General features: G+C 53.0%; 14 protein-coding genes. 3 read left to right on the plus strand and 11 right to left on the minus strand.

All coding sequences use genetic code 11. The features are described from left to right. The first annotated feature begins 594 nt into the window (after positions 1 to 594). Positions 595 to 1,713, plus strand: a complete 1,119-nt coding sequence (locus tag U0026_RS14795; RefSeq protein WP_062777528.1) for a porin — start codon at positions 595 to 597, stop codon at positions 1,711 to 1,713. A 184-nt stretch (positions 1,714 to 1,897) separates the two neighbouring features. Beyond that, positions 1,898 to 3,088, plus strand: coding sequence for an amino acid aminotransferase (locus tag U0026_RS14800; RefSeq protein ID WP_062777530.1), 1,191 nt, complete (start codon positions 1,898 to 1,900; stop codon positions 3,086 to 3,088). 160 nt (positions 3,089 to 3,248) lie between these two features. Here U0026_RS14800 and U0026_RS14805 read toward each other — a convergent pair whose 3' ends face one another. The 7 genes from U0026_RS14805 to cmoM all read right to left on the minus strand — a co-directional run bounded on the left by U0026_RS14805 (position 3,249) and on the right by cmoM (position 13,942). Continuing rightward, positions 3,249 to 3,896, minus strand: coding sequence for an MBL fold metallo-hydrolase (locus U0026_RS14805; protein WP_062777532.1), 648 nt, complete (start codon positions 3,894 to 3,896; stop codon positions 3,249 to 3,251). A gap of 65 nt (positions 3,897 to 3,961) precedes the next feature. Then, positions 3,962 to 4,513, minus strand: a complete 552-nt coding sequence (locus U0026_RS14810; RefSeq protein ID WP_062777584.1) for a YcbK family protein — start codon at positions 4,511 to 4,513, stop codon at positions 3,962 to 3,964. A 184-nt stretch (positions 4,514 to 4,697) separates the two neighbouring features. Then, on the minus strand, positions 4,698 to 6,482 hold the full coding sequence (ldtD, locus tag U0026_RS14815) for a L,D-transpeptidase (protein ID WP_062777534.1): 1,785 nt from the start codon (positions 6,480 to 6,482) through the stop codon (positions 4,698 to 4,700). Between the two features lie 217 nt (positions 6,483 to 6,699). Then, on the minus strand, positions 6,700 to 11,148 hold the full coding sequence (mukB, locus tag U0026_RS14820) for a chromosome partition protein MukB (protein WP_062777536.1): 4,449 nt from the start codon (positions 11,146 to 11,148) through the stop codon (positions 6,700 to 6,702). After that, positions 11,148 to 11,852 (minus strand): chromosome partition protein MukE, encoded by a 705-nt coding sequence (mukE, locus tag U0026_RS14825; RefSeq protein WP_062777538.1) that lies wholly within the window; start codon positions 11,850 to 11,852, stop codon positions 11,148 to 11,150. The genes mukB and mukE overlap by 1 nt, the downstream gene beginning before the upstream one ends. Next, positions 11,833 to 13,155, minus strand: a complete 1,323-nt coding sequence (gene mukF / locus U0026_RS14830; protein WP_062777540.1) for a chromosome partition protein MukF — start codon at positions 13,153 to 13,155, stop codon at positions 11,833 to 11,835. Before mukF ends, mukE begins: the two co-directional genes overlap by 20 nt. After that, entirely contained in the window at positions 13,148 to 13,942 is a 795-nt protein-coding gene (cmoM, locus tag U0026_RS14835) for a tRNA uridine 5-oxyacetic acid(34) methyltransferase CmoM (protein WP_062777542.1), read from the minus strand. Before cmoM ends, mukF begins: the two co-directional genes overlap by 8 nt. Before the next feature lie 123 nt (positions 13,943 to 14,065). On the opposite strand from cmoM, the gene elyC reads away from it, so the two are divergent. Then, positions 14,066 to 14,845, plus strand: coding sequence for an envelope biogenesis factor ElyC (gene elyC, locus U0026_RS14840; protein WP_062777544.1), 780 nt, complete (start codon positions 14,066 to 14,068; stop codon positions 14,843 to 14,845). Here the strand turns inward: elyC and U0026_RS14845 are convergent. The 4 genes from U0026_RS14845 to U0026_RS14860 all read right to left on the minus strand — a co-directional run bounded on the left by U0026_RS14845 (position 14,822) and on the right by U0026_RS14860 (position 18,063). Continuing rightward, positions 14,822 to 15,715, minus strand: a complete 894-nt coding sequence (locus tag U0026_RS14845; protein ID WP_062777546.1) for a YcbJ family phosphotransferase — start codon at positions 15,713 to 15,715, stop codon at positions 14,822 to 14,824. The two genes, elyC and U0026_RS14845, sit on opposite strands and share 24 nt — an antisense overlap. Before the next feature lie 139 nt (positions 15,716 to 15,854). Continuing rightward, entirely contained in the window at positions 15,855 to 16,601 is a 747-nt protein-coding gene (gene kdsB / locus U0026_RS14850; RefSeq protein WP_062777548.1) for a 3-deoxy-manno-octulosonate cytidylyltransferase, read from the minus strand. Continuing rightward, positions 16,598 to 16,780 carry a protein YcaR gene (gene ycaR / locus U0026_RS14855; protein WP_062777550.1) on the minus strand — a complete coding sequence of 61 codons (183 nt, stop codon included), beginning with the start codon at positions 16,778 to 16,780 and terminating at the stop codon, positions 16,598 to 16,600. The genes kdsB and ycaR overlap by 4 nt, the downstream gene beginning before the upstream one ends. 50 nt (positions 16,781 to 16,830) lie before the next feature. Further along, a complete protein-coding gene (locus tag U0026_RS14860; RefSeq protein ID WP_062777552.1) occupies positions 16,831 to 18,063 on the minus strand; it encodes a winged helix-turn-helix domain-containing protein in 1,233 nt (410 codons plus the stop codon). Positions 18,064 to 18,092 lie beyond the last annotated feature (29 nt).

The raw sequence follows: 18,092 nt of genomic DNA on the forward strand, positions 1-18,092 counted from the left end.
TAAGGCCAGCCATTGTGCTGGCCTTTTTTAATCGTCTATGTAAAGAAATCTTTATTAAGTTTAACAAACTTAAACATCAACCCCTCTCGGCATCAGCTCTGTTACAGACTGTTTCACCGCCACATTTGTGTACAAAAAACACCCTATATTATATTGCATCTGAAAATTCACTTAAGCCTTAGCACATTTTTCATCCACTCACATGGCAATCCAGATGGCTAAAAAATATCATATGAAAACCTTCACTCCTCCTCCCAGTGCGATAAGAAAAAGCGTTATGCGAATAAAAGATAAGAAATTCATATTGATAGATAAGGCTCTGTTCAAATATCCCGCGTACACATCAGAATTTTGAGTTAGTTCACAAAGTTCCTTAAAATTAATAAATTCTTACACATTATTTCTTTTGCTTACTAATTCTTGATGTTTGTAGCATTTTCAGGCTAGCGAAAGAATGTTTTGAATGGAAAGATGCCTCTCAGACACATAAAGACACCAAACTCTCATCAATAGTTCCGTAAATATTTATTGACGGAAGTAATTGTCGAAAGTCGAGAGTGTCTATAAAAAAAAACCTAATGAGGGTAATAAATAATGATGAAGCGTAATATCCTGGCAGTGGTAATCCCTGCTCTGCTGGCAATGGGTGCAGCTAACGCGGCCGAAATCTATAACAAAGACGGCAACAAACTGGACCTGTACGGTAAAGTTAACGGTGAACGTGATTTCGTCACCAGCGGCGACACCAGCAACTCTGACAGCACCTATGCGCAGCTCGGTTTCAAAGGTGAGACTCAGATCAACGACCAACTGGTTGGTTTTGGTCAGTGGGAATATCGCTTCATGGCTAACAAGCCTGAAAACACCGCAGCGACGAATAAAAACCGTCTGGCCTTCGCCGGTCTGAAAGCGGGTGACGCAGGTAGCATCAGCTACGGTCGTAACTACGGTATCGCATACGACGTTGCCTCTTACACCGATATGGCGCCATCCTTCTCAGGTATGACCTGGGGCGGTAACTACGTAGATAACTTCATGACCAGCCGTAGCACTGGTCTGCTGACTTACCGTAACAGCGATTTCTTCGGTCTGGTTGATGGCCTGAACATGGGCGTTCAGTACCAGGGTAAAAACGACCGTGGGGCTGACGTTTTAACCTCTAACGGTGACGGCGTAGGTTATTCACTGGGTTACGACTTCGCTGAAGGTTTCGGTCTGATTGCGACTTACAGCAACTCTAACCGTACCGTTCAGCAGAAAGCTGACAACCAGGGTAACAAAGCTGAGGTTTGGGGTGTTGGCGGTAAGTATGACGCAAACAACATTTACCTGGCAGCAACCTATGCTGAAACCCGCAACACTACCCGTACCGGTATCGACGGTGACGCTGGCTTCGCTAAGAAAACTCAGAACATTGAACTGGTTGCTCAGTATCAGTTCGACTTCGGCCTGCGCCCAGCAATCTCTTACGTGCAGACCAAAGGTAAAGACCTGCCTGCTGCGGCCAATGCTAACGGTACGTTCTCTGGCGGTGATGCAGACCTGGCTAAATTCATTCAGGTTGGCGCAACTTACTACTTCAACAAGAACTTCAACGTCGCAGCAGACTACTACATCAACCTGCTGGATAAAAACGACAGCTACACCCAGACTGTTGGCGGCATCAACGGCAACGACGACATGCTGGCTCTGATGGCAACTTACCAGTTCTAATCAGCAGACCCTCGCTGCTATATGCCTAAAAAGCAGGACTTCGGTCCTGCTTTTTTACGTTCCTAAGATGAAGATCGTAACTTTTGAAAACCATCGCGCTTTTCATCTCAAATGGTTGGCATTTTGTAAATCTACCGTTAACCTGATAGCGGATTTCCCCCGAACTTATAAATGGAACCTCGTCATGTTTGAGAACATTACCGCCGCCCCTGCCGACCCCATTCTTGGCCTGGCCGATCTGTTTCGCGCCGACGAACGCCCGGGAAAAATCAATCTCGGGATTGGTGTGTACAAAGATGAAACCGGTAAGACGCCGGTTCTGACCAGTGTAAAGAAAGCTGAACAGTATCTACTGGAAAACGAAACCACCAAAAACTATCTCGGTATTGATGGTATCCCTGAATTTGGTCGCTGTACGCAGGAACTGCTGTTTGGCAAAGGCAGCGCTATCGTTAGCGACAAACGTGCTCGTACCGCACAAACTCCTGGCGGCACCGGCGCACTGCGCGTAGCGGCGGATTTTCTCGCTAAAAACACCGACGTAAAACGTATTTGGGTCAGTAACCCAAGCTGGCCTAACCACAAAAGTGTCTTTGCCGCAGCCGGTCTGGAAGTTCGTGAATACAACTATTACAGCGCTGAGAAGCACGCGCTGGACTTCGACGCCCTGCTGGCTAGCCTGAATGAAGCCGAGGCTGGTGACGTGGTTCTGTTCCACGGTTGCTGCCATAACCCAACCGGTATCGATCCCACGCTTGAGCAGTGGCAACAGCTAGCGGCCTTGTCGATTGAGAAAGGCTGGTTACCGCTGTTTGACTTTGCCTACCAGGGCTTCGCTCGTGGTCTGGAAGAAGATGCAGAAGGCCTGCGTGCATTTGCCGCGCTGCACAAAGAGCTGATTGTCGCCAGCTCCTACTCGAAGAACTTTGGTCTTTATAATGAACGTGTCGGTGCCTGCACCCTGGTGACCGCCGATGCCGACACCGCTGACCGCGCCTTCAGCCAGATGAAAGCCGTGATCCGCGCCAACTACTCGAACCCACCGGCACACGGTGCTTCTGTTGTGGCGACTATCCTTGGCAACGAGGCACTGCGTGCAATCTGGGAGCAAGAGCTGACCGATATGCGCCAGCGTATTCAACGTATGCGTCTGCTGTTCGTGAATACGTTGCAGGAGAAAGGTGCGGGCCGTGACTTTAGCTTTATCATCAAACAGAACGGGATGTTCTCGTTCAGCGGCCTGACCAAAGAGCAGGTACTGCGTTTGCGTGAAGAGTTTGGGGTTTACGCTGTCGCATCCGGACGTATCAACGTTGCCGGTATGACGCCGGACAACATGGCACCGCTGTGCGAAGCCATTGTCGCTGTGCTGTAACACTGTAATGCCTGATGGCGCGCAGCTTTCAGGCCTACGTTGCTGTAACCCGGACGAGGTGCGATGGCACTGACTTCGGGAGTTTCCCGGCGGCGCTGCGCTTGGCCGGGCTACTGGAGCATCAAAGTAAAAAGGCCGCGTTAGCGGCCTTTTTAATTGCTTACCAGACGGGTAATTCATCCTGCAAGAACGGGTTATTCAAACGCTCATACCCTAGCGTCGACATGGGTCCGTGTCCCGGGAGAAACTTCACGTCATCGCCCAGCGGCAACAGTTTCCGCTTGATAGCATCAATCAACTGCGCATGGTCGCCGCGAGGGAAGTCACTGCGCCCTACGCCGCCTTTAAACAGCACGTCACCTGAAATCAGTAAACGCGCCGCGTCGTCAAAGAACACAACATGCCCCGGTGTGTGCCCAGGACAGTGAAGCACCTGTAGCTTAACGTTACCGACACTCACCGTATCACCTTCGTTCAGCCAGCGATCCGGCACCAATGGCTCACATTCATCAAGACCAAACATCCGGCTTTGCGCGGGTAACCCCTGCAACCAGAACTCATCTTCTTTATCCGGCCCAATAATAGGCACACCATAATGTTGCGCCAGTTCAGCCGACGCCCCCACATGATCAAGGTGACCATGGGTCAGCAAAATTTGCTGTAACGTCACGCCAGCATCGGCAACCTGCTGTTTGATGGTTTCGGCATCACCACCTGGGTCGACTAACGCCGCCAGTTTAGTTTGCTCACACCAGATCAACGAACAGTTTTGCGCGAAAGCGGTAACCGGAATAATGCGATAATTCATGTTGCTCCTGTTTATACTCGTCACCATTCAGGCTCATCAATGAATCTGAACGGTCAGGCGTAGAGTTACCAGTGCCGCACAGGCCCGGTATCAATATGCACAAAGTTGCTACGTGGGTAATATCCTACACCACCTGCGCGCATAGTTAACGCAGCTTTGCGTATATTACTTAATGCTACGCCTTCAATATGGAAATCCATTGCCTGGCCTTTCGTGTGGTAGCTCTTTTTAGCAACACCACGACTGTGCGCACGCAGCTCATTATTGGTATCAAGCGAGCGATATCCAGAAATCAATTGCACAGGTTTATTGGTTCCTAATAATCCCTGAAGGCGATAGAGCTGATCAAACAATGAAGGATCGATGCTCTTTATTTTATTCGCGCGATAGTCCCGGAAAAAATGGTTCAGTTTTGCTAATTCATCCTGAATATAGCCTCGGCCGTCAAAAAACTCGGCTTTTATCAACTCACCGGTGTGCAAATTGCTCAGCGTAAGAATACGCGGGCGTGGGGTCGAGAGGGTAGCAAACGCAGGTGTCGGTAAGATGGCCGCTGCGCCCAACGCAACACCACCTAACGCCAGCAGTTTGCGGCGATTAGCGTCAAATTTGTCCATGATAATCAGGTCTACAGTCAGTAAATGTGGTCGGAATATATGCACTTCTGGCGCACGTTAAGCACCTTACCGGGCATCAAAGCCAGCGTCAAGGCGGCCTGCAGCGCAGATCTGCCAGCCCTGGACGTTCGAGGCTGGCATCTTCGCTTTTTATTCGACCACTACATTACCTGAACTACTTCATTTATCTGATTAATTGTTCCGCTTTTGGTAAAATCTGTGCACCGGATCGCGCGGTGGCATCGTAATTGTAAATATCTGTTCGATATTGTGTCTGTCCATCAGCGCCAATGAACGCGGTCAAATAATAGAGATTAACCGGAATATTTTGCCGGATATTTACGTAGCGCGTATTTCCTTCCTTCAGCGCATCGGAAATGCGGGCGTCATTCCAGCCAGCATCCTGCAACAGCATATTTGCCAAATCCGAAGCCTTATTTACCCGCACACAACCGGAGCTTAGCGCGCGCGCATCTTTCTGGAACAGATTATGGTTCGGCGTATCGTGCAGATAAATCGCATCCGAACTCGGCATATTAAACTTATAACGCCCTAAAGAGTTATGAACCCCCGGCGCTTGCTGGAAACGGAAAGGTAAATTCGATGCCGTAATCGTAGACCAGTCAACCTGCCACGGATCGATCGCCTCTTTACTGTTCCAGCCGCGCATTAAGGTGTAGTTGTGCCGCTCCAGATAACCTGGGTCATTACGCAGTTTCGGCAGAATATCGTTACGCGCAAGCGTTGGCGGCACGTTCCACGGCGGGTTAACCACCACGTTATTGAGCGCGCTGCTCATCATCGGCGTTTTACGATCGGGACGACCGACAATTACCCGCGATGCCAGCGCTTCATTACCATTGAGATAATAAACCAACGAGTAGGCCGGAATATTCACCATGATGCCCGTGGAGACTTTTCCTGGCAGCAAGCGTAGGCGCTGGATATTCAGAGCCAATACACCCGCACGCTCGGCGGAAGAGACGTTAAGCCAGTCTCGGGTAGCGGAACCAATAACCCCATCGCCCCCCAATCCTTGTGACGTCTGGAAACGTTTGACCGCTTCCACCAGCGTCTTGTCATAGGCCGCAGGACTACTCTTGGCAGTGTTTTTAGTCTGGCCGATGCTATCGCCCGGCAGTGCAATGGCTGGACCATTATCCAGCACGCCGTTACGTTGCAAAATTTCGCGCAGCGCAGGCACATCGCTACTCCACTGCCCCGGACGCAATGACGTTTTGCCGGTTAGTTTAGGCCATGGGCGCGAATCGCCGGTCAACGCCAGCAGCGCTTGATGCATCGCAACGTACTGCGGGTGTTGCGGGGCCAACGCGGTGATGAACTGCCCTAGCCCTCCGTTATCCAGCGCTAACTGCCACTGGTTGATAACCGACAGCGGCGGCGTACCCAGCGTGTAAGGCTTATTACTGTATAACCAGCGGTTGCCCTGAACCGGGATGCCACTAATGAAGTGGAGATAACCCATTAACGCATCAGACAGCACCACATCGCGGGCCATACCGGTGACGCCAGGGTCTGTGAGCAATTCAACCCACTGGGTAAACTGCGGCTGGAAACCGGCGATCGCCACCTCTGCCAGCTGTTGCTGGAAGGCATGAACCGCTTCGCGGTTATCCCACATTGGTTTCATCTCTCTGGCAGCGTAGAGCGTCACCAGAGGATTCATATAGACGGGTTTATAACCCACGGGCAGTATGCCCTGGATTTCAGCACGGCTTTTCGCCGCGGCACCATCCGCTAACGGCTGACTCCCGACCAGACTCGCCATTGCCGAGGATTGCGTACCTGGCTGCAGGAGCACTGGCGAGGCTTCGGCAGGCAGCGCGGTGCTATCAGAAGGAACCAGCTCGGGTTCGTCCGCAAGCGCAGAACACAGTGGAGCAAACGCCATTGCCAGGCACAAACTTACGGCCGACAACCGACGACGATTTTCATTTTTCAGCAACATCCCTTGCCCCCTGTTCAATATACGAAGACCCGAAACATGGGCTTATCTTCAGTATATAAAGACAAAATTATTTTTGCCCGACGAAATGTAAAGAAGTCTAAAGATAATAACGCGATATGGTCAAAAAGCGGATAACAAAAAAGGCGACATTACTGTCGCCCTGGGTGCTTTTCAGGACTTATCTTCCCGGGTTTGCCAGGCAAACCCGGGAAATACTCTAGGAAGCGTCCGCTGTGCCCGGTAAAGTTTCCGGAAGCTGAGCGGCGAAGCCACGCAGGCCAACAACGTGTACGTGTTCGTGGTTATTGACCACTTTACGTACCAGCTTGTAGGTTGTCCCTTTCTCCGGACTGATGTTTTCCGGTGCCGCGATAATCAGCTGCATATCCAGACGGTCACACAGCTCGAACAACGTAGCAATGGAGCGCGCATCCAGACGAGCCGCTTCATCAAGGAACAGCAGGCGGCACGGTGACAGGTCTTTGCCGCGCAAACGACGCGCTTCATCTTCCCAGCTTTGTACCACCATCACCAGAATCGACATCCCGGTACCGATAGCTTCACCGGTCGACAGCGCGCCAGACTCCGCACGCAACCAACCGTCGGAACCACGGTTAACCTCGACTTCCATTTCCAGATAGCTGCGGTAGTCGAGCAGCTCTTCACCAATGGTCTGCGGCGTACGCTGGCCCATATCAATCTGCGGATTCAGGCGCTGATACAGCTTAGCCAACGCTTCCGAGAAGGTCAGGCGATTGCTGTTAAACAGATCCTGGTGCTGTTCGTGTTGTTCAGACAGCACCGTCAACAGCATGGAGTGGGTTTCCCGCACGTTAACGTTCAGTCGGACACTGTTGACCTGACCAAACGACACGCTCTGCAAGCCCTGGTTCAACTGGCGAATACGGTTTTGTTCGCGCTGAATGGTTTTGCGAATAATGTTCGCCACGCTGCGAGAACTGATCGCCAGCTTCTGTTCACGGTTAGTCAACTCTTCAGTCAGACGGCTCAGTTCGATTTCCATCTGTTCGATGGCTTCAACCGGGTCGTCAGTACGAATAATATCCTGACGGATACGCTCGCGCAGGTGCTGATAAACGGCCACGAAGAACTGGATTTTGCGTTCCGGACGTTTCGGTTCTTCCGACATACGCAGGACATCGCGCAGATGTTCATTGTCCGCCACCGCCAGGCGTAATGCCCCCAGTGCTTTATCCGACATGGAACGCAGATCGTCTGCGGAGAGGTAGGCCAGCTCGCGACGGTGCAGGCGGCGCTCGACGTTGTTGTCTTTCACCAGGCGCATGACCGCACACCATCCGGCTTTCGCACTGACCACCTGCTCACGCATTTCCAGATAATCACGTTCAAGCTTGCGAAGTTTGCGGGTCAGGTTATCCATCTCCGCTTCACAGAAGGTCAGCGCTTTTTCCAGCTGGTTACGACGCGCACGGTTATTGCTCAACTGCGCATGCAGTTCATCGCGGCGGGTACGCGCGCGTTCTTCTGCTCCGGCATCGGCACGAACACCAATGTCCTTGAGCTCTTTATGCAGATCGTTAAGTAGCTCTTTTTTGGTGTCGTAAGAACTTTTCAGCGATGCCAGCACCTGGCTGTATTGGCTAACCTGGGCTGCGTGAGTACGCATGGCTTCACGCGCACGGCTACGTTCGGTTTCCGCGAGCGTCAAACGCTGGCGCAGTTTTTCGTTCAGATCGCTGTTGCCTGAGAGCATATCGGCAGAATCAGAGTAGCCAAAGTGGGCGCGACGCTGCACCACTTCTGTCAGGGCAAATGCCTGCTGACGCGCTTCACGTTGTACCTGTTGTGACCAGGTAAAATCTTCTTTCAACTGCTCAAACTGCTCAGGGTCACTTTGCAGAACGGAAACAATCGGCTCCAGCTTCGCCAACTGGTTACCGTGCTGCTGGATAAAGCGTGCGGCTTCTTGCGCTTCATCCAGACGTTCCTGGATTTCATCGACACGATCGGCCAGCGTTTCATCCGCCAGCAGGCTCACGCGTGGCAGCAAACGGTTCAGCAGAGCAACGCCCTCTTTCGCCTGCTCAAACTGCGCCTGTTGCTGCTGGTTGTCGCTTTCATGGCTGCTGAGCGCACGCTCAAGCTCGGTGCGACGGGTGTTCAGCTTACGAATTTCCGCTTCAGGATCATCGTCAAAGGCGACAGACAAATGGCTACCAATAAAGCGGCTAAATGCCTGATGTAAACGCTGAGTTTTCTGGACGTCAAACGACAGCGTAGCAAAACGTTCAGAAAGACCTTCACGCTCGGCATGCAAAATTTCGATACGGCTTTCACGGGCGGCGCGGCCAAACAGCGGTACAGACGGGAAGCGAGAATAACGCCATTGACGGTCGGCAATTTTGACCACCACCGCTTTTTCCAGTTCATCGACGCTAAATACGCTGTCGTCGAAGGACTGCGGATCCCCTTCAATCAGATAGAGGTCTTCCGGGCAATCATCCAGACCTTCCAGGTATTCGGCAATCTGCGACAGATCCGGCACAACGATACCGTGACGCGATGGGCCATATAATGCGGAGAAGTACGGTGCATCTTCAAGGCTGACATCATCGTAAATTTCAGACAGCAGCACGCCGCCAAAACGTTCAGCCAGGGCATTCAGGCGCTGATCTTCGGAACCGCCCGGCTGGCTTAAGCGTTCAATTTCATCGTCAACGGCACGTTTGCGCGCACCGACTTCGTCACGCTCAACGATAGCTTCGCGCTCACGCTCCAGCAGCTGTTGCAGGTATTCGGTGACATCCTGGCTTGATTCAAACTGCTCGCCGCTCTGTTCGCATAGCTGACTCAAACTGTTCTGCGCGGCCAACCAGACCGGCGCGCGGTGCATCAGCGCTGAGATACGCGATTGCAGCTGTTCTTGCTCCTGACGCAGCGTCATGCGTTGCTCACGCGCGTCGGTGACGCAGTCGCTTAGCGCAGCAATTCGTGCTTCCAGCTCGTGGTGGAGGGTTTCAAGCTCATCAATATCGTACTGTTTACCCTGACGTTTACAGAAATCAGCCAGCAGACGTTCAGCTTCCTGCTGCTCGCGCAGGCGCTGTTCCAGCTCGTTCAAACGGCTGCGCAGCGGCTGTGCCTGTTCAGCCAGATGGCGCTGATTCACGCCATCGCGCAGCAGTTCACGCGCGATGCCCCAGGCTTCATTACGCGCCAGCGGGCCATTGATGGCTTCAACGAGTTTGAACGCTTGTTCAAACTGGCTGTGGGCGGTCTGCGACACACTCATTTTCTGCTCTAAAGTCAGCAGTTTTTCAGTCGCTTCCTGTTCCTTCGCCTGGAAAGTTTCTAGCCATTCATCGGCGCTTTCCGGAGTTAAATCCGGCAGGTGGCATAGCTCTTTGGCGCGTTGCAAGGCTTGCAGCGCCTGAGTGTACTGAATGGCGCGCGTTTGCTGCACGTCCAGCGCCTGCTGGTAGTCCGCCAGTTGGCTCTTCAGTTCATCCACTTCAAGTTCGGCAGCTTCGGCGCGGGCTTCGTTTTCTTCCTGCTGCTCTGCGGCTTCCGCCACGACTTCATTTTGTTCTTCCAGACGAATTTGTAACTCGTCCAGATCCGCTTCATAGCGTTCAATTTTTTCTTGCTGACGCAGCGCGGTTTGCACCAGGTTCAGATGGTCGCTGGCAGCCTGATGATCGGCCTCCAGATCCCCTTCCGCACCGTTATGTTCATTGAGTTCACGCGCCATTTCCACGTGCTTAAACTGCTCTGCTGCCAGCTGTGAGCGGGAGGTGAACAGGTCGCGACGATACTCAAGCGCTTTGTCCAGATGCACCCGACGCTCATTAGCGTGGCGCATATAGTCCGCAGCCACGTAGTCGGTGGCTTCAGAAATCAGATGTTTAAACAGATCGCGGTCAGACTGGGTGACGCGAATCGCCTCCAGCGTCATGCGGTTTTCGCGCAGCGCAGCTTCCATGTCCTGGAACGCTTTACGCACGCCGCTGTTTTCCGGCAGCAGGTAGTCGCGCAGCGAGCGGGTAATAGCGCTGGAGATACCGCCGTAAAGCGAGGCCTCAATCAGGCGATAGTATTTGCTACGGTCGGAGGCAGAACGCAGACGACGCGCCACGATGCCCAAATCGAACATCAACGAGTGGTAGTCGGTAATCGAGTTGAATTGCTTGAACTGCACGCCTTCGATGGTATCGAGCTTGTCTTTAAGCTCCTGCAACGTCAACACACGCGCCTGACGATCGTTTAACGTTTCGGTCAGTAGCTGAGTCGGCTGATAGGATGTCGGGAGACCCTGAATGGCGAACGGTTTGATATCGACTTTACGATCGCGCCCGGCGATCTGTTGCAGACGCACGCCGACAACGACGCGCTGGTTGCGTGAGTTCATCACGTCCAGCACCGAGTAACACACGCCTGCTTTCAGCTTACCGTGCAGGCCTTTATCGCGTGAACCGCTGGTGGCACCGGCTTCCGTGGTGTTACGGAAGTGCAGCAGCGTTAAGTCTGGAATAAGCGCCGTGACGAAAGCCGCCATGGTCGTCGATTTACCCGCACCGTTACCGCCCGAAAGCGTAGTAACCAGTTCATCCAGGTCAAAGGTACGGGCAAAGAACCCGTTCCAGTTAATCAGCGTTAGCGAACGAAATTTACCGCGCTCAATCATTACTCTTCCTCCCCGCTATCTGGCTGATTTTCGTCGTTCTCGTCATTGAGCTGCAGATGGTTTTCGATAGGCATCGCTTCACCATCGCGGATCATGCGCAGTTGCGCTTCACGCGCGTCATCGCCTGAACGCACATCGGCGCCAAAACGGAAGACGGATTCGGTGATGCGGAATTTGCTGCTGTCATGGCCCATAAACCATACCATCCCCAGACGGCGCAGGCGGTTGAGCGAGGAGCGCACTTTCTCTTGCAGTTTCTGACGATCGAGGTCCGAACCGGTAGAACGGTTGTTAACCAGCTTCAGCAGTTTGGATTCTTCAGCCAGCGACAGCAGTTCATCGTACAGTTCCTGCTGGGTGAAGATGCCTTCATTTGCCAGACGTTCCGGGCTCAAATAGAGGTAGCAAAGGATTTTGCCGACCATCATATCCAGTTCCGAGAGTACCGAACGCGGAATCAGCGTGGTGGAACGCGGGCGCAGGTAGAAAAATCCTTCCGGTGCGCGAATCAGCTCCACGTTGTAGCGAGCGTAAAACTCTTCCAGGTACTCCTGGAAATCCATTAAAAAGGCGTGGTTGTCCAGCTCATCCAGACCAATATGGCGGCCAGCACGCAGCGCGCTATCCAGCGCAGGAAAAAGAGGGTTGGCCAGGGCCTGTGCCAGTTTAACCGGCATCACTTGTTCAATATTTGTCGATGACATGCGCCTGTACCTTGGCTCCGTAATCATTAATCGACTGCCAGATTGCTGGCAGTCCGGTGAAATCTGCGTTTGCTACGCCCAAACGTACTGCCTGGTCTACCACCACGCGCGCAACGTCAAAATGACGCGCCCGTGGATATTGTGCCAGGTACTCTTTCACCACCAGACCGAGATCCAGCGGCAGCTGTTTGGTTTTATAGATGGCCAACTGTTCTTCAATCAGCGCGGCGAGCTGTTCGCGGATTTCGTTAAATTCTTCATATTCCAGATCCGGCGGAAGTTCCCCGGTGACCTCTTCGTCGCGCAACGTCATCTCTTCATCACGCATATCCAGCAGACGGTCGGCGCTGGCATAGGTCAACGCCCATGGCGCATCGAAGTAATTCTGCACAGACTGCCGCAGGCGTTGAGCAAAGACGCGGTTTTTATCCATATCAATAGCGGTACGGATAAATTTATGCACGTGGCGGTCATAGCCAATCCACAGGTCAATCGCCTGCTGGCCCCAGCTCACAATACGGTCGAGCTTACTTTGCAGGTCGAAAACCAGACGGTCAACAAAGTGCAAATCGTTATGACTCAGGGTGGCATCCTGAATACGTAGCAGGTTTGCCTGCAGTTTATCGCCCGCCGCATCCAGCGTATCTTGTAACTCTCGCAGGGTGCCGGAGGTTTCCGACAGCAGAAGTTCACAGCTGGAAATCGCCGCGCGCCAGTCTTTGTTAAGCAGCTGTGCAATATCGTCTTTTACCGATTGCTGCTGCTCATCCATGATGCGCTGTGTCAGGTCGATACTGTCAAAAATTTCTGCCACCGAATATTTGAGCGGCGCATAGACATTGCGATGCCAGTGGAATTCATCGCCACCTTCATCCGCCGAATCAGCCGCTCGTTTGAGCTCACCTGCCACAATTGAGAGCTGCATCGACAGGCGCAGTGTGGAAAACTCGCGCTGGCGAATATAGTAGTCGGTGATGCCAATACCTAACGGCGTCAGACGATAGATAGAGTTCCCTTCCGTGACTTCGCTGGTAAAGCGGTTCAGCAGACGTTGGCGAACCAGGTCGTTAATCGCGTTGTTGGCGCGTGTCCCGATGGTCTCACTGGTTTGCTCAAACGCATCACTGACGTGACGGAACGCATCCACCAGCTCGCCTTCCGTCATTTCACCTTCCAGTCGCTCACCGTTCAACGTTGCAACAGCCAGCAAAAATGAGAGCCTGTCGACGGGTAGCGAGATGGCAAAATCATTTTTCCTGGCCCAGGCAACCAGTTCGGGGACTGTCTGGGAAAATTCACTCATCGTTTATCCTTGTTTCTGTCTGCGGCTTATGCGCGGTGACATGAATATAGCGCCCCATGCTAATGTACGGCTCCTGGCGGCAATAGCGCGTTTCCAGTTCCAGCAGGACGTCAAAACAGTTCTTTTGCATCTGCTTATCGCGCAAATAGTCATGAAACACTCGCACGCCGGTTTTCCCGTTTATTTGCCAGCCACTCTCTTCCAGCCAGCGATAGACCTGTTGTGGATCGCGCGGGTAGTTCGGTGACAGCGTACGTCTTTTCTTTTTCGGCATGCCCAACATGACGTAATCGAAATTGCCGACCACCATGTTATGCATCAACAGGCCGTTTGCATTGTAGAACATTAATGACAATGCGCCGCCTGGACGCAGTACCGTCCACAGCGTTTTTAATACGTCTTGCGGTTCAGCCACCCATTCAAGTACAGCGTGAAACAATATCAGATCAACCGGGCTTTCCAAATGCTCGTCCACATCCTGGACGGCGCAATGTATGAAATGCATGTTGTCGCTCACACCTTTCTCGGCAGCCGCCTGGCTTGCGCGAGCGATCATTTCGGCGGAAAGATCGCATAACGTCACATGATGACCACGTTGAGCCATTTTGATCGCCGTCTGGCCTTCACCGCCACCCGCATCCAGGACACGCAGAGGCCGTGTGCCCATGGTCGCCAGAAGTGCGTCCAGATCCTGCCACAGAATAGCCTGACGCAACTGGCCTTTCGTGGTGCCATAGATATTGCGTGAAAACTTATCTGCCATGTCATCGAAATTGCGATCCTGCACAGGACTTCCCTACTTCACCGCCACAAAGGGTCTATTTTGTCACACCCGCGGCGAGAATGGAGCTATCTGGTGTAATATCCCTGCATTCATGCGGTCAGATGGTTAAAAAAGGTACTCTACAGAATGCTTTTTATGCTGAAAAAGTATATTGGCGGCTTGCTGCTGCCCCTTCCTCTGCTTCTTTTGTTGATCGGATTGGGAATTGTCCTGGTTTGGTTTACCCGTTTTCAAAAGATGGGTAAAACGGCTATCACTGCGGGTTGGCTGTTGCTGTTGCTGCTAAGCCTGCAACCGGTCGCCGACAGCTTGCTTAAACCTATCGAAGATAAATACCCAACCTGGCGCAACGAAAAGCCGGTGCAGTACATTGTGGTGTTGGGCGGCGGCTATACGTGGAACCCGGAATGGGCGCCCAGCTCAAATCTGATTAACAATAGCTTACCGCGTCTGGCTGAGGGTATTCGTTTGTGGCAGGCGAATCCGGGATCCAAAATGATCTTCACTGGTGCGCGCGCGATAACGAATCCGGTGAGTACCGGGGAAAGCGGCGCGCGTGTGGCTGAAAGTCTCGGCGTACCGCGTAACGACATTATCGTGCTTGATACACCAAAGGATACAGAAGAAGAGGCCAGCGCCGTGAAAGCTGCGATTGGTGATGCCCCGTTCCTGCTGGTCACCTCAGCATCACATCTGCCGCGTGCCATGATCTTCTTCGAGCACGCGGGGCTACACCCGCTTCCGGCCCCGGCCAATCAGCTCGCAATTACCTCTCCGTTAAATCCGTGGGAGCTACTCATCCCTTCCCCGGTCTGGCTAATGCACAGTGACCGGGTAGGTTATGAGACGCTAGGGCGTATCTGGCAGTGGTTAAAAGGTGATTCAGGAAAGCCAGGGGATCAGTGATTTTGAGGCCAAATCAAAGTTATCACGATTAAATTTACCGGTATTCACCAGCTTTTCTACCTCATCCCACAACAGGTAGAGCCAGCGCCGCCAGAGGAAGGCTTCAGCCACCGGCGCGCGCTGGAGATAATGCCACAGCAGCTGTTCCGCCTGTCCGCTTTCGTGCAGGCGGAACAGGTCATATTCTCTCGGCGCCCACAGTATCGGCCCTGGGCCGACCATTGCCAGTAGCTGATCGCTTCGCGAATCCTTGAGCATACTGCTCAGCGTCAAATGTCCGTGTACCAGCACGCAATTATCGCTAAACCCGTCAAAAAGCGTATTCAGGCGTTCACGGGTGCGAAACAGCAGACGTTTGTCCTGCATCGTCAATCCCGTGTTCTGATAGAGGCAAAGCGTCTCCCATAGCACTTCAAGGCGCTGGCGATACCAATTCGGCCAGCTATTTTCCTGGGTACCGTCCACAAAACCAACGCTCCCAGAACTGTCTATTCTGTGCCATGCCAGCATTGCTTCAACGATTTGATCTTTGAGCGCATCCCAGCGCTGCGGGTTACGGGTTGGCGCTTCGACGGGGACACCACGAAGTCGCTCAAGCAGCAGAACATCCGGCCCGGGATGTTCCTCGTGGGTCATCACCCCGTAAACCACCGGCATACGCACGGTGCCATTACGTGCCAGCATCGAGATTTTCCAGGCTAATTGTCGAGCCATACCCGGTGAGGAGAAGCTTCTCGCCAGCAATGGCATCGGATTGCCTTCGGCATCATACAGCGACCACAGCGCGGTATCCGTCTGCTCGTTAATACACTCCACACGGCTGAGTGATTCACCCAGAAGATGGCTGAGTTCTACACGTAGCTGTTCCATGTCAGATTACCCCTATAAAAGCCACTGCTTTCATAATGAGCATATGGAATCGGAATTTCACCAGACAAGATCAAAATTGCAACAGAAAATCAGAAATACTGCAGGAGAGACGCCCCCTTGTGACAAGGAGGCGTGAGGATTACTTCATTTCCGCGCGAACGCGGTGGAGATCTTCAAGCGTATCCACGCCCGTACCCGGGACTTCTTTCGCCACTGCGACGTGGATTTTTTCGCCGTACCACAGCACACGCAGCTGTTCGAGCATCTCAATGTGCTCCAGCGGGCTAGGAGCCCAGTTCACGTAGCGGCGGATAAAGCCCGCACGATAGCCATAAATACCAATGTGGCGCAGCAGGGTGTCACCAATCTGTTCCCGGCTTTTCGCAAAACGGTCACGATCCCATGGGATTGTGGCGCGAGAGAAATAGAGCGCGTAACCGTCTTTGTCCATTACCACTTTTACCGCGTTCGGGTTGAACGCTTCTTCAGCATCGTGGATTGGCACTGCGAGTGTGGCCATACCAGAATGGCTGGCGGCTAAGTTATCGGCCACCTGGCGGATGATGACCGCGGGGATCATTGGCTCATCGCCTTGCACGTTAACAATAACGGTATCGTCGCTAAAACCGCATTTCTCAACCACTTCCGCCAGACGTTCGGTTCCGGACTGATGATCGGCACGCGTCATACAAACTTCACCACCGGCCGCTTCAACGACGCTCGCGACGTCAGGATGGTCGGTTGCCACAATAATGCGCTCAGCGCCAGATTCACGTGCGCGTTCCAGCACGTGTACAATCATTGGCTTACCGTTGATGTCCTGCAAGGGTTTACCCGGCAGGCGCGTAGAGGCAAAACGCGCGGGGATGATGACAACGAAACTCATGGTCTGTTCTCTTCAGCGGTTAACACGCGGGCTTCGGTTTCCAGCAACACGGGAATACCGTCACGCAGGGGAAATGCCAGATTATCAATTTTGCAAATCAGTTCTTGCTTGTCCTGGCTGTAGTAAAGTTTACCGTTGCAAACCGGGCAGGCAATAATTTCAAGTAGACGGTGATCCATGGTTCCTCCTGATGGGCCGTATGAAAACCAGTGCAGCATATCATAGAGCGCTAACGGTCGGCGTCAATCTCCCAACCGTGACGTTGTTCAATAAAGAGTTTTTCTGCCACCAGTCCTAATTTGATACGCGTCGCCCCCTGCCATCGAGCAAAGTCATTAATAGCCTGAATCAATCCGCGCTCCAGATGCTGGCTTATCCTGACTCCATTTTCCAGATACAGGGCAAAAATTTCTAGCACGCCGTCACTACGATGCATTTTGCTGTCCATGCGTCCGACAATCTCTCCACGATGCAGCAGCGGTAACACGAAATAGCCAAACTGGCGTTTGGGTGCGGGCGTATAGCATTCGAGCCGGTAAGTGAAATCGAACAGTTGCTCGGCACGTTTACGGTCCCAGATGACGGGATCGAAGGGTGACAGCACCGCACTGTGAGTCGCGTTGAGCTTACCTTCTACTGCCAGAGCGAGCTGCGGTAACAAACTCGCGTGAACCCACATCTCGCCGAGACCGTCGACGTTTACCGCGATCACCTGGTTTGCCTTCTGCCACCGAGTCATCAGCGCCTTCATATCGGGCTGGCGCAAACGGTAATAGTCCGCCAACCACTGAGGACGAAAAATACCTAAGCTACGGGCGCTGTTTTCCAGCATCACCATTTCAGCCAGCTCTTGCGTTAACGCATCGGTTTCGTCATTCCAGTGCGGCATAACACGTTCGGTAAGATCGTATACCCGCTGGAAGTTTCGCCGTGCCACCACCATCACCTCCCCGGCGGTAAACAGCCCTTCAAGATGACGTTTGTGCGGTTTCCATTCCCACCAGCCGCTTTCCCCTGTTCGGGGATGGCTAAAATCAGCTGAACGTACGGGACCATTTTCAGCGATATGTGTTTTCAACGCAGCAATATCGCTAGCATGCTCATCCATCCAGCCCTGATGATATTTCCAGCCCATTTTATGCGGCGCAAGCATTCGATGTCGGACAAGCTGGAAATCACTGCGTGGCAGGAAGCAGGCTTCATGAGCCCAGTATTCCATCAGTTCGCCGCGAGACAGCGCGTCGTCCAGCCATGACTGAGGATAGGCGCCAAGTCGACTGAAGAGAACCAGGTAAGGGCTGCGAGCAACGACGTTTATCGTGTCAATTTGCAGCAAAGACATCTGTTGAATAGTCGGGAAAATATCTGCCGCTTTGGGCGTGCGGCGTGGGCGGTGCAGAAGACCCTGCGCCGCGAGGTGAAGATGGCGTGCGGCGCGAAGGGTAAGTTGCCGTTCGATCATGCCGGGTTCCCCCAGGTATCGCCGGTGCC

Source organism: Kluyvera intermedia (assembly GCF_034424175.1).
Lineage (GTDB): Bacteria > Pseudomonadota > Gammaproteobacteria > Enterobacterales > Enterobacteriaceae > Kluyvera > Kluyvera intermedia.

What these genes read in the sequence shown, in the direction of transcription:
- U0026_RS14795 (WP_062777528.1), top strand. Translation starts at nt 595, where the DNA reads ATGATGAAGCGTAATATCCTGGCAGTGGTAATCCCTGCTCTGCTGGCA.
- U0026_RS14800 (WP_062777530.1), top strand. Translation starts at nt 1,898, where the DNA reads ATGTTTGAGAACATTACCGCCGCCCCTGCCGACCCCATTCTTGGCCTG.
- U0026_RS14805 (WP_062777532.1), bottom strand. Translation starts at nt 3,896, where the DNA reads ATGAATTATCGCATTATTCCGGTTACCGCTTTCGCGCAAAACTGTTCG.
- U0026_RS14810 (WP_062777584.1), bottom strand. Translation starts at nt 4,513, where the DNA reads ATGGACAAATTTGACGCTAATCGCCGCAAACTGCTGGCGTTAGGTGGT.
- ldtD (WP_062777534.1), bottom strand. Translation starts at nt 6,482, where the DNA reads ATGTTGCTGAAAAATGAAAATCGTCGTCGGTTGTCGGCCGTAAGTTTG.
- mukB (WP_062777536.1), bottom strand. Translation starts at nt 11,148, where the DNA reads ATGATTGAGCGCGGTAAATTTCGTTCGCTAACGCTGATTAACTGGAAC.
- mukE (WP_062777538.1), bottom strand. Translation starts at nt 11,852, where the DNA reads ATGTCATCGACAAATATTGAACAAGTGATGCCGGTTAAACTGGCACAG.
- mukF (WP_062777540.1), bottom strand. Translation starts at nt 13,155, where the DNA reads ATGAGTGAATTTTCCCAGACAGTCCCCGAACTGGTTGCCTGGGCCAGG.
- elyC (WP_062777544.1), top strand. Translation starts at nt 14,066, where the DNA reads ATGCTTTTTATGCTGAAAAAGTATATTGGCGGCTTGCTGCTGCCCCTT.
- U0026_RS14845 (WP_062777546.1), bottom strand. Translation starts at nt 15,715, where the DNA reads ATGGAACAGCTACGTGTAGAACTCAGCCATCTTCTGGGTGAATCACTC.
- kdsB (WP_062777548.1), bottom strand. Translation starts at nt 16,601, where the DNA reads ATGAGTTTCGTTGTCATCATCCCCGCGCGTTTTGCCTCTACGCGCCTG.
- ycaR (WP_062777550.1), bottom strand. Translation starts at nt 16,780, where the DNA reads ATGGATCACCGTCTACTTGAAATTATTGCCTGCCCGGTTTGCAACGGT.
- U0026_RS14860 (WP_062777552.1), bottom strand. Translation starts at nt 18,063, where the DNA reads ATGATCGAACGGCAACTTACCCTTCGCGCCGCACGCCATCTTCACCTC.